The organism is Promicromonospora sp. NPDC060204, assembly GCF_042728455.1.
Classification (GTDB): domain Bacteria; phylum Actinomycetota; class Actinomycetes; order Actinomycetales; family Cellulomonadaceae; genus Promicromonospora.
Genome location: NZ_JBHWZO010000217.1, coordinates 1 through 10,985, shown reverse-complemented (window position 1 = coordinate 10,985; position 10,985 = coordinate 1). Strand labels below are relative to the sequence as shown.

The 10,985-nt window shown below is 75.2% G+C and carries 11 protein-coding genes; 4 read left to right on the top strand and 7 right to left on the bottom strand.

Translation table 11 applies throughout. The annotated features are described in order from the left end of the window. Positions 1–145: 145 nt before the first annotated feature. Entirely contained in the window at positions 146–1,864 is a 1,719-nt protein-coding gene (gene metG, locus ACFWEJ_RS22240) for a methionine--tRNA ligase (protein ID WP_377231367.1), read from the bottom strand. A 227-nt stretch (positions 1,865–2,091) separates the two neighbouring features. Between metG and ACFWEJ_RS22235 the strand changes: the two genes are divergently transcribed. Continuing rightward, complete coding sequence (locus ACFWEJ_RS22235; protein ID WP_377231366.1) at positions 2,092–3,708, top strand: CotH kinase family protein; 1,617 nt, start codon at positions 2,092–2,094, stop codon at positions 3,706–3,708. Here the strand turns inward: ACFWEJ_RS22235 and ACFWEJ_RS22230 are convergent. Next, positions 3,681–5,258 (bottom strand): PLP-dependent aminotransferase family protein, encoded by a 1,578-nt coding sequence (locus tag ACFWEJ_RS22230; RefSeq protein ID WP_377231365.1) that lies wholly within the window; start codon positions 5,256–5,258, stop codon positions 3,681–3,683. The two genes, ACFWEJ_RS22235 and ACFWEJ_RS22230, sit on opposite strands and share 28 nt — an antisense overlap. A gap of 68 nt (positions 5,259–5,326) precedes the next feature. On the opposite strand from ACFWEJ_RS22230, the gene ACFWEJ_RS22225 reads away from it, so the two are divergent. Then, positions 5,327–6,400 (top strand): DMT family transporter, encoded by a 1,074-nt coding sequence (locus ACFWEJ_RS22225; protein ID WP_377231364.1) that lies wholly within the window; start codon positions 5,327–5,329, stop codon positions 6,398–6,400. Here the strand turns inward: ACFWEJ_RS22225 and ACFWEJ_RS22220 are convergent. Next, positions 6,300–6,914, bottom strand: coding sequence for a TIGR03086 family metal-binding protein (locus ACFWEJ_RS22220; protein ID WP_377231363.1), 615 nt, complete (start codon positions 6,912–6,914; stop codon positions 6,300–6,302). The two genes, ACFWEJ_RS22225 and ACFWEJ_RS22220, sit on opposite strands and share 101 nt — an antisense overlap. A gap of 51 nt (positions 6,915–6,965) precedes the next feature. Here ACFWEJ_RS22220 and ACFWEJ_RS22215 point away from each other — a divergent pair, with 51 nt between their 5' ends. Beyond that, positions 6,966–7,382 (top strand): MarR family winged helix-turn-helix transcriptional regulator, encoded by a 417-nt coding sequence (locus tag ACFWEJ_RS22215; protein WP_377231362.1) that lies wholly within the window; start codon positions 6,966–6,968, stop codon positions 7,380–7,382. A gap of 60 nt (positions 7,383–7,442) precedes the next feature. On the opposite strand, the gene ACFWEJ_RS22210 is transcribed toward ACFWEJ_RS22215, so the two are convergent. Together ACFWEJ_RS22210 and ACFWEJ_RS22205 are read right to left on the bottom strand one after the other, a co-directional pair. Beyond that, the gene (locus ACFWEJ_RS22210; protein WP_377231361.1) at positions 7,443–8,300 is read right to left on the bottom strand and encodes an alpha/beta fold hydrolase; all 858 of its coding nucleotides are present in this window, start codon (positions 8,298–8,300) and stop codon (positions 7,443–7,445) included. Continuing rightward, positions 8,297–8,785 (bottom strand): hypothetical protein, encoded by a 489-nt coding sequence (locus tag ACFWEJ_RS22205; protein ID WP_377231360.1) that lies wholly within the window; start codon positions 8,783–8,785, stop codon positions 8,297–8,299. Before ACFWEJ_RS22205 ends, ACFWEJ_RS22210 begins: the two co-directional genes overlap by 4 nt. A gap of 124 nt (positions 8,786–8,909) precedes the next feature. On the opposite strand from ACFWEJ_RS22205, the gene ACFWEJ_RS22200 reads away from it, so the two are divergent. Further along, a complete protein-coding gene (locus tag ACFWEJ_RS22200; RefSeq protein WP_377231359.1) occupies positions 8,910–9,863 on the top strand; it encodes a dihydrodipicolinate synthase family protein in 954 nt (317 codons plus the stop codon). Positions 9,864–9,869: 6 nt separating this feature from the next. Here ACFWEJ_RS22200 and ACFWEJ_RS22195 read toward each other — a convergent pair whose 3' ends face one another. Together ACFWEJ_RS22195 and ACFWEJ_RS22190 are read right to left on the bottom strand one after the other, a co-directional pair. After that, a complete protein-coding gene (locus ACFWEJ_RS22195; protein ID WP_377231358.1) occupies positions 9,870–10,358 on the bottom strand; it encodes an Lrp/AsnC family transcriptional regulator in 489 nt (162 codons plus the stop codon). 93 nt (positions 10,359–10,451) lie between these two features. Next, on the bottom strand, positions 10,452–10,985 hold a 534-nt coding region (locus ACFWEJ_RS22190), incomplete at its 5' end, for a winged helix-turn-helix domain-containing protein (protein WP_377231357.1).

Here is a 10,985-nt window from a genome sequence, read left to right as displayed (position 1 = left end):
GCAGATCACTGTGCCGACCTCGATGCCAACTGCCGAACTCGCAGGGGTCTGCCGAACTCGGCGTGGCGAACTGCCGACCTGAGGCGCCGACCCCGGCCGCCAACCCGGCCGCCAGCCGCGGCCGGCAACCCTCAGCCCGCCGGGCTCAGGACTCGCCGCCGCCGAAGCGCTCGCGGTAGCCGTCCAGGTCGTCGTCGCTGATCTTGGCGAACAGCACCGGCGGCACCGTGAACGCGGTCCCGGCGGGCACGGCGTCGAGCGACGTCGCGGCTTCGGGGGTCACCCAGGTCTCGGTGTCGCCGTCGAGGGCGAACACGGCGCGCAGGGTCGCCGCCGTCTGCGGGACGAACGGCTCGGAGACCACCGCGTACAGGCGGATCAGGTTCATCGCGGTGCGCAGCGAGACCGCCGCCGCCTCCGGGTCGACCTTGACCTGCTTCCACGGCTCCTTCTCGACCAGGTAGGCGTTGCCGGCCGACCACAGCGCGCGCAGGGAGTTCGCGGCCTTGCGGTACTGGAGCGCCTCCAGGTGCCCCTCGTACTCGGCCAGGAGCCGGGACACCTCGGCGCCAAGCTTCTCCTCGGCCTCCCCCGGCTCGCCGCCCGCGGGGACGGTCTCGCCGAACCGCTTGGCGGAGAACGTCAGCACCCGGTTGACGAAGTTGCCCAGCGTATCGGCCAGGTCCTTGTTCACCGTGCCGGCGAAGTGTTCCCAGGTGAACGACGAGTCGTCGGACTCCGGGGCGTTCGCGATCAGGTACCAGCGCCAGTAGTCGGCCGGGAGGATCTCCAGCGCGGCGTCGGTGAACACGCCCCGCTTCTGCGACGTCGAGAACTTGCCGCCGTAGTAGGTGAGCCAGCTGAAGCCCTTGACGTAGTCGACCATGGTCCACGGCTCGCGGACGCCGAGCTCCGTGGCGGGGAACATCACCGTGTGGAACGGGACGTTGTCCTTGGCCATGAACTGCGTGTAGCGCACGTCGTCCGCCTCGTACCACCAGGACTTCCAGTCCCGGGTCTCGCCCGCGGGGGCGGCGTCCGCCCACTCCTGGGTCGAGCCGATGTACTCGATCGGGGCGTCGAACCAGACGTAGAAGACCTTGCCGTCGGCCGCGAGCTCGGGCCAGGTGTCGGCCGGGACCGGCACGCCCCACTCCAGGTCGCGCGTGATCGCGCGGTCGTGCAGGCCCTCGGAGAGCCACTTGCGGGCGATCGACGTCGACAGCAGCGGCCAGTCCTTGCTGTTCTGGTCGATCCACGCCTCGACCTCGGCCTGGAGCTTGGACTGGAGCAGGAACAGGTGCTTGGTCTCGCGCACCTCGAGGTCGGTCGAGCCGCTGATCGCCGAGCGCGGGTTGATCAGGTCGGTCGGGTCCAGCACGCGGGTGCAGTTCTCGCACTGGTCGCCGCGCGCCCGGTCATAGCCGCAGTGGGGGCACGTGCCCTCGACGTAGCGGTCGGGCAGGAACCGGCCGTCGACCGGCGAGTACACCTGCCGGATCGCCCGCTCCTCGATGAAGCCGTGCTCGTTCAGGCGGCGCGCGAAGTGCTGCGTGGTCTCAGCGTTCTGCGCCGAGGAGCTCCGGCCGAAGTGGTCGAACGACAGCCCGAAACCGTCGTAGATCTTCTTCTGCGTCTCGTGCGCACCCGCGCAGAACTCCGCGACGGGCAGGCCCGCCTCGGCCGCCGCCAGCTCGGCCGGCGTGCCGTGCTCGTCGGTGGCACAGATGTACAGCACGTCGTGGCCGCGCTGGCGCAGGTACCGCGCGTAGACGTCGGCCGGGAGCATCGACCCGACCATGTTCCCCAGGTGCTTGATGCCGTTGATGTACGGAAGCGCACTGGTGACAAGGTGGCGAGCCATCGCTGGATGCTCCGATTCTGCGGTGTGGATCTCGGGTCCGGACGGGTCGCCCGGCGGGCTCGCGGGGCGAGCCACGGCCCAGCCTAGATCCCCGCGCCGCCGGGGGTGCCATCGCAACCACGGTGTGAGCCGACGGCGGTGGTGCCGGCGGGCTGGTTCGGCGCCCGGTCATGAGTTCACCAGCCGACGCGGAGGAGCCGCACAGAGCGTCGTGATGATGTCTTCGCATGATCACGACACCCGCACCTGACCACGAACCGCACCGCCGCACCCGGGCCGGCCGCACCCGCAGGGCCGCCGCAGGGGCGGGCGCCCTCGCCCTGGCCGCCTCGCTGACGGCCTGCACCGCGAGCGCCGAGGCCGACGAAACCGCCGACGGCTTCTGGGACACGTCCACCGTCCACGAGATCTCGGTGGAGTACGACGAGGCCGAGTACCAGGAGATGCTCGACACCTTCGCCGAGACGGGCGACAAGGACTGGATCGAGGCGACCGTCACGATCGACGGCGAGGAGTACGACGACGTCGGCCTGCGGCTCAAGGGCAACTCCAGCCTGCGCGGCCTGAGCGGCGACGGCGGCCAGGCGGCACAGGCCACGCAGGACGACTCGACGGCGGACGACGCCGCTGCGGACGACACAACCGACACCGACACCGCCGCGCCCGACGAGGGCGACGGCTCCGTCTCCGCCGACGACCCGACCGGGCTGCCCTGGCTGATCCGGCTCGACAAGTACGTGGACGGCCAGGAGCACGACGGACGCGCCGACTACGTGGTGCGGGGCAACAACTCCGAGACCTCCCTGAACGAGGCGGTCGCGCTGAAGGTGCTGGAGCTCTCCGACGTCCAGGCGGAGCAGGCCTCCTACGCGCGGTTCAGCGTGAACGGCAGCGACGAGCAGCTGCGGCTGGTCGTGGACCTGCCCGACGACGACCTGTGGAACGAGGACAACTACCCCGACGAGGGCATCACCTACAAGGCCGACAGCGAGGGCGACTGGACCTACCGCGGCGAGGACGTGGCGGACTACGCGGACGCGTTCGAGGCCGAGTACGACAGCACGGGCGGGACGGACGACGAGGCGTACGAGCCGCTGGTCGCGTTCCTCGACTTCGTCAACAACTCGACCGACGAGGAGTTCGCGGAGCAGCTCGGCGAGTACCTCGACGTCGACTCGTTCGCGCGCTACCTTGCGGCCCAGGACCTGGTCGCCAACCAGGACGACATCGCCGGCCCGGGCAACAACGCCTACCTGCACTACGACGCCGCCACGGGACTGATGACCGTGGTCGCCTGGGACCAGAACCTGTCCTACGGCGGGCTCGGCGGCGGGGGTGGCGGCGGTGGTTTCGGCGGCGGGCGCACGGGCGGGGGCGGCGAGCCGCCCGAGGGCGGGCCCGGCGACGGCACCGTGCCGGAGGGCATGGAACCTCCCGAGGGGATGGAGCCGCCGGACGGCGCCGAGCTCCCCGAGAACCCGGACGGCGCGGACGGCGGCACGCAGGACGGCACGGCGCAGGGCGGCGGACAGGGCGGCGGCATGGGCGGCATGGCTGGCCGAGACAACCCGTTGGTGACCCGCTTCCTGGCGGACGACGACTTCGCCGCCGCGTACGAGTCGGCGACGGAGGAGCTGACGGCGTCGGTCTACGAGAGCGGCGACGCCCAGGAGTACCTCGACGGGCTCGTCGAGACGCTCACCGACCAGGCGTCGGACCTGGTGGACGCCGACACGATCGCGAGCGAGGCCGAGGACCTGTCGGCCCAGCTGACGGGGAGCGCGGACCAGGAGACTGACTCGGCATCCGGGTCGGCTCAGGCGTCGGGGTCGGCCTCGGAGTAGCCGGGGTGGTGGTTGGCGCGTGCGATGCGCGCCACCGCCTCGGTCAGCCGGTCCGGCGGGTTGGCGGCGTACCCGATCACCAGCCCGGGCGGCCCGTCGCCCACCCGGTGGGCCGACAGGGGGTGCACCCGGACCCCGGCTGCGGCGGCCCGCCGGGCCAGGTCGGCGTCGTCGACGCCCGGCAGCGTGACCAGCAGGTGCAGGCCGGCGGCCACGCCGTGGGCCGTGGCGCCGGGCAGGTGGGTCGCGAGGGCGGTCAGGAGCGCGTCGCGCCGGGCGCGGTGCCGGCGTCGGACCTGGCGGAGGTGCCGCTCGAAACCGCCCGAGGTGATGAAGTGCGCCAGGGCGAGCTGGGGCAGCGCGGGGCTGGCGAGGTCGGTCCAGTAGCGGGCCTCGACCAGCTCGGACCGGAGCGCGGCGGGCGCCAGCAGCCAGCCGATCCGGATCGCCGGGGCGAGCGTCTTGGACACGCTGCCCAGGTGCACCACGTGCTCGGGCGCGAGGGCGCGCAGCGCGGGGACCGGCGGGCGGTCGTACCGGTGCTCGGCGTCGTAGTCGTCCTCGATCACGAGCCGGCCCGGCAGCCTGTCCGGACGCGGCGCCGCCCCGGACCGCGCCCAGGCGACCAGTGCGCGCCGCCGGTCGGGCGCGAGCACCACACCCGTGGGGAACTGGTGCGCGGGGGTGACGAGAACGGCGTCGACCCCCGACCGGTCCAGCGCCGCGACGTCGAGCCCGTGCCGGTCCACCGGGACGGGCACAGGCGCGAGGTCCCAGCGGCGCAGGTGCTCGCGCGCCCCGTAGGAGCCCGGGTCCTCGAACCCGATCCGGGTGGTGCCGCCCGCGACGAGCGCCCGGGCGAGCAGCATCAGGCCCTGGGAGACGCCGTTGACCACGAGGATGTCGTCGGGGTGCGCGCGCAGGCCCCGGGTGCGGGCGAGCCAGCCGGCGAGCGCCTCGCGCAGCGCGGGCAGGCCGCGCGGGTCGCCGTAGCCGAGGTCGCTCGACGCCAGGCCGTCCAGAGCCGCGCGCTCGGCGCGGGCCCAGGCGGCACGCGGGAAGGCGGACAGGTCGGGCAGGCCGGGCGAGAGGTCGATCAGGTCGGCACCCGGGCCGCCCGGGACCTCCGGCGCGAACACGCCGGGCAGCCCGCCCGTGAGGCCCGACGACGGCGGACGGGCCGCCGGGGCGGTGCCGGGCGCGCTGGCCGGCGCGCCGGCGCCGGGGGCCGAGGCCCCGGAGACGCGGGCCCGGGCCGAGGCGGCGGGGCCCGAGGCAGCGGGCGCCGGGGCCCAGGCCGCCCGGACCGTCGTCCCGCCGCCGCGTCGTCCGGCGAGCAGGCCCTCGTCCGTCAGACGCCGGTAGGCGTCGACCACCACACCGCGGGAGCAGCCGAGCTGGTCGGCGAGCACCCGCGTGGCGGGGAGCCGGTCGCCCGGGACCAGGCGGCCGTCGGACACCGCGCCGCGCACCGCCTCGGCGAGCCAGGCGGTGAGCCCGCCGGCCGGGGCGTGGGCGGGATCGAGCTGGAGGAAGTCGGCCCCGGCCATCTTGGTCCTCTCAGAATCCGCGATCTTGGCTCTGTCAGATATACCAAAGCGGCGGCAGGCTCGCAGACATGACGACCAGCACCCCAGCCCTGCGCACCGGCACCGGCACCAACGCCGGCACCGGCACCAACGCCGGCACCGGCACCGGCACCGGCACCACGCAGGACGACGCCGGCCCCCGACCGCACCAGCCCGGCCCCGCCTGGACCGGCCCGCTCTTCGCGGCGCTCGGCATGTCACTGGTGGGCAGCCAGGTCGCGGTCTCGGGCGTGCTCGCCGACGCCCCGCTGTTCGCGGTGCAGGCCGTTCGGTACACGCTGGCGGCCCTGGTGCTGGCCGTGGTGCTGCGGCTGACCGGCCGGGCGCTGCCCACACCCCGCGGCCGGGAGTGGGCCTGGCTCGCGGGCGTGGCGCTGAGCGGGCTGGTGCTGTTCAACGTGGGGGTGGTCCGCGGCGTCGCGCACGCCGAGCCCGCGGTGATCGGGGTGGCGGTCGCCGCCGTGCCCGTGCTCCTCGCCCTGGTGGGACCCCTCCTGGGCGGGACCCGGCCGACGCCGGTGGTGGTTGGCGCCGCCGCGGTGGTGACCCTGGGCGCCGTCCTGGTCACGGGCGGCGGACGCACGGACGCGGCGGGAGTCGGCTACGCGCTGCTCACCCTGGTGTGCGAGGCCGGCTTCACGCTGCTGGCCGTCCCCGTGCTGCGCCGGCTCGGGCCGCACGGCGTCTCACTGCACGCCGTGTGGATCGCGGCCGTGGCGCTCTGGGTGCTGAGCGTGGCGGTCGAGGGGCCGGGCGCCGTCCTGACCCTGCGGGCCGAGCACCTGCCGGCCACGCTGCACCTGGCCCTGGGTGTCACGGTCGTGGCGTTCCTGCTCTGGTACACCGCGGTGGGCCGGATCGGTCCGGGTCGGGCCGGGCTGTTCACCGGCGTCGTCCCCGTGGCCGCGGCCGTGGGCGGTGTGGCGCTCGGCGGGCCGGTGCCCGGCCCCGCCGTCTGGCTGGGCGTCGCGATCGTGGTGGCGGGCGTCGCGCTCGGGATGGTCAGCCGGCCGGCCGCGGGTCCCGGCCGAGCAGGCCCGACTGCGGGTCCCGGCCCAGCAGGCGGAGGGCGTCGGTCCATGGGTCGGAACCGGTCCCGCTGAGCGGCGGCGCGAACACGCCGGGAGTCCCGCCGGGGCGGGCGGCGATCGCGCCCGCGTTCTCGAGCACGAAGGCGACGGTGGCGTCGTCGGGCCGGTAGGTGGTGCCGAGCGCCGTGGCGACGTCCCAGGCGTGCACGGCGGTGTCGAGGAGCTGCATCCCGAGGGCGAGCGTCGCCGAGACCTGCGTGTCGAACTCGGCCAGGTGGACGGGGGCGTCCGGTTGCGCGCGTGCGGACGCATCGCGCAGCGCCGTCGCGGACGCCTCCCACGCGTCGACGACGCCGTCCGGTGTCACCTCCGGCCCGGCGTAGAGCGCGACGTCGGCCTCACCGTCGCCGAGGGCGGCCGCGAAGCCGTGGTTCTGGCCGATCATGTGCGACAGCAGGGCAGCCAGGTCCCACTCGTCGCACGGCGTCGCGATGTGGAGCGGGCCCCGGGCGGCCCGCTCGACGAGGCGGGAGGTGTCGGCGAGCGCGGCGTGGTGCAGGGTGAGCATCTCCGAATAAGTAGGCATGAGTAGACGATACACCTGGGTAGATTATCGCGGCCTGGTTAGGATCAGCGGGTGGAGCGACCCGAGCTTGGCTACCTGCTCGACCGGCTGCTGCGCGTCGTGATCGCCCGCGAGGAGCCGGTCCTCGCGGCGGCCGGCCTGCAGATGTGGGACCACGTGGTGCTCACCGCGCTCGCCCGGCAGGACGCCCCGACCCAGGCGCAGCTCGCGGCCGCGACCGGGCGCGACAAGACCCGGCTGATCGGCAACCTGGACCGGCTCGTGGAGCTGGGGCTGGTCAGCCGCGTGCCCGACCCGGCCGACCGCCGCAACCGCGTCGTCTCGCTCACCCCCGAGGGGCGGCGGGTCCTGGAGCGGTGCCAGGCCGGCATCCGCGCGATGGAGCAGGAGCTGCTGGGCGGCCTGCCGGCCGGGGACCGCGCGGACTTCGAGCGGTCGCTGGTGGCGCTCGCGGCGTCGCTGGACTGACACACCGCGCACGAGCGCACCCGCGGACGAGCCCGCACGAGCCCGCCCGCGCGACTCTCGTCAGAGGAGCTCGGCCAGGAAGCTCTGCACCGCCCGGTGCACCTGCGCGGCGTGCGGCCCGACCCAGAACAGGTGCGTCGGCGAGTCGAGCTCGGCCAGGCGCGCGTCGTCGATGTGCTCGGCGAGGTCCAGGGCGTGGGCGAAGCGCACGGCGCCGTCGTGCCGCGACCCGGTCACCAGCGTCGGGCAGGACACCCGGCGAAGCAGCGTGTGCCGCGCACCGTCGTCGTCTGGCCGGCCCTGCCGCAGGTCGGCGGCGAGGCCGCCGCCGGACCCCGTCGCCCGGAACGTCGCGCGGGCCCGGTCGCGGTCCTCCGGGCCCCAGGTGTGCCACAGGGACCCGGCCACCAGCCGGAGCCCGGCGTCCGTGGCGACCGTGCGGGACACCACCGACCCGAGCCCGCGCTGTACGCGCGGGCCGGACAGGACGCGCCCCAGCGCCCGCCGCCCGGCGGAGTCGGGGTGGCGCAGCGTCGACGGCGCCGCGCTGTGCAGGACCAGCCGCGCGGGCCGGACCGACCCGGACGCCGCGACGTGCAGCGCCTGGAGCCCGCCCGACGACACCCCGACGACGGCGGTCACCGTCGAGATGCCGAGCGCGGCGCACACCTCCTCGACCGCCGGGACGAACCCCGCCGCGGTGCGGTCGCCCACCCGGGTCCGGCCGTGGCCGGGCCGGGAGAACGCCACCACGCGGTACCCGAAGCGGGTGTACGACTCCCAGCCGCAGTCGACGGTCGCGCCGCCGTGCCCGCCGGGGAAGAACAGGACCGGCCCGCGCCGTCCGCCGGTCACGCAGACCTCCACGTCGCCGAGGCTCGTGCCGACCACCTCCGACGCGGCCGCCAGCCGGATCACGACGGCCGCCCGGTTCGAACAGAAGAGCCGGCACGGGCGCCGGCCCGGACAGCCGCGCCGGCGCACGGCACGCCGAGCAGGTCCGCGGCGCCGATGTCGGCGGGCAGCGGCACCTCCGCGAGCGGCACCTTGTCCGGGTCGCAGACGACGGTGGGCACCAGCCGCGCCACCGACGCCCGGCCCAGCAGCCGCAGCTCCGACCACGTCGCACCGCCCGGGCGGGCGAGGCCGTCGTCGAGGACCAGCAGCCGCCGGCCGTCGTGCGTCGTCGTCGTGTCGACGACGGCGGTGACCACCACGGCAGGCTCGCCGGCGTCGGCCGTGTGCGCGCAGGGCGTGCCGCACAGCAGGGCGAGGCAGTGCAGGGACATGCCGTCCACCACCAGGTCGGTGGTCGTCGCCCGGGTGTCCGCCGGCCAGGCGCCCGCGGCGAGCGGATCGGGGATGCTCGCACGGAGCGTGGGCAGGATCGCGGTGAGGGTCATGCGTCCGTCGTACGGCGCGCGCCGTCCCGGGAACGGAGGCCTTGACGCATCCCGTACGGGCGCGGGCCAAGTCCTGACGCAGCCCGTACGGACCGCCGCCCACCCGGCGACATAGCGTGATCGTGTGCCTGATCCACGCTCCACGCGGCTCTTCGCCGCGACTGTCACGCCCTTCACCTCCGACGGCCATCTCGACCTCGACGCGCTCGCCGCGCACGTCGACCGCCTCGTACGAGAGGGGGTGGACGGGCTGGTCGTCGGCGGGACCACGGGCGAGTCCGGCGCGCTCGCCCCCGAGGAGCGGGGCGCGCTCCTGCGCGCGGCGATCGACGCCGCCGGCGACCGCGCCGCCGTCGTCGCCGGGGTGGGCGAGCACGACACGACCACGGGGATCGCCCTCGCCGTCGCCGCCGCCCGGGCCGGGGCCGACGGCGTGCTCGTCGCCGCCCCGGCGGCCAGCCGCCCCTCCCAGGCCGGGCTCCTCGCACACGTGCGGGCGCTCGCCGACGCCGCCGGCGTGCCCGTGATGCTCTACGACAACCCGCGCCGGTTCGGCGTCGGTTTCGAGATGGAGACCCTGCTCCGCGCGGCCGGGCACCCGAACGTCTGGGCCGTCAAGGACGCGACGGAGAACCCGCACCGCGCCGCGGAGATCATGGGGCTGTCCGACCTGGCCTACTACGCGGGGTCGGACGCCGCGGCCATGGTGCTCACCGCGGGCGGGCAGGGCGTGGTCGGCGTCGGCGTCAACGTGGAGCCCGCCCGCTGGCGGGCCTACGTCGACGCGCTGCTGGGCGGCGACCTGGACGCCGCGGACGACCTCTCCCGGCGCCTCGCCCCGCTCGACCACGCCCTGCACCGCCACGTGCCGCCCGCCGTGGCGACCAAGGTGGTGCTGCGCGGCCTCGGCCTGCTGCCGACCGCCCGGGTGCGTCTGCCGCTGGTGGGCCCGGTCCCCGAGGAGACCGTGGCGATCCGCCGCGACCTGGAGGTGTACGAGGGCTTCCCGGACTTCCGCAGCGGCCTCGCCCGGCTGGACCACCCCGACGCGCACGGCGGCGCGCTCCGCCTGCTCTGAGCTGCTTCAGGACGGCTGCACCTGGTGCAGCAGGAGCTGCGCCGACGCGCGCCGCACGCCCGGGTGCTCGCGCAGGCGGCGCAGCTCCTCCTCGACGTCCGGCAGGCTGCGGCACGCGAGGTGGACGGCGTAGTCGTACTCCCCCGTGACCTGCCACGCCGACACCACGGCGGCGCTGCCCACCAGCGCGTCCTCGAACGCCGCGAGGTCGGCGTCCGCGCCCACCTGCACCTGCGCCAGGACCTCCACGGGGCGGCCGAGGACCGCGCGGTCGACCCGGGCGTGGAAGCCCGCGATGACGCCCCGCTCGACCAGCCGGCGCACCCGGACGGACGTCGCGGACGTGCTCAGGCCGGTCGCCGCGGCCAGCTCGTGGAGCGTGGCCCGCCCGTCGTGCAGCAGCAGGTCCAGGATCACCCGGTCGGTGTCGTCCGGCGTCGCGTCCGGCGCCGGCCCGGCACCGGAGGAACGGCGGGAAGCAGTGGTCAGGGCCATACCCGCGACGCTACGAACGCCGCGGGCCGGAACGGGCCGCGTGAACGTATCCCGTACGCCGGCCCCGCACATCCTGACGGGACCTTGACGCCCTCACTCCTCGAACCGGTACCCCGCCCCCGGGTGGGTCAGGATGTGCTTCGGGTGCGACGGGTCCTCCTCCAGCTTGCGCCGGAGCTGGGCGGTGTAGACGCGCAGGTAGTTGGTCTCCGTCGAGTACGCGGGTCCCCACACCTCGTGCAGCAGCAGCTTGCGGTCCACGAGCCGGCCGCGGTTGCGCACCAGCACCTCCAGCAGCGCCCACTCCGTCGGGCTCAGGCGCACCTCGGCCCCGGCGCGGGACACCTGCCGGCGCGCCAGGTCGATCCGCAGGTCGCCCGCGGTGACCACGGGCTCCTCGGCCTGCGCGGGCTCCGCCCGGCGGACGGCGGCGCGCAGCCGGGCGAGCAGCTCGTTCATCGCGAAGGGCTTGGTCACGTAGTCGTCTGCCCCGGCGTCGAGCGCGTCCACCTTGTCGTCGCCGAGCTGCCGGGCCGACAGCACCACGATCGGCACCCGCGTCCAGCCGCGGATGCCCGCGATGACGTCGAGCCCCGGCATGTCGGGCAGCCCCAGGTCGAGCAGCAC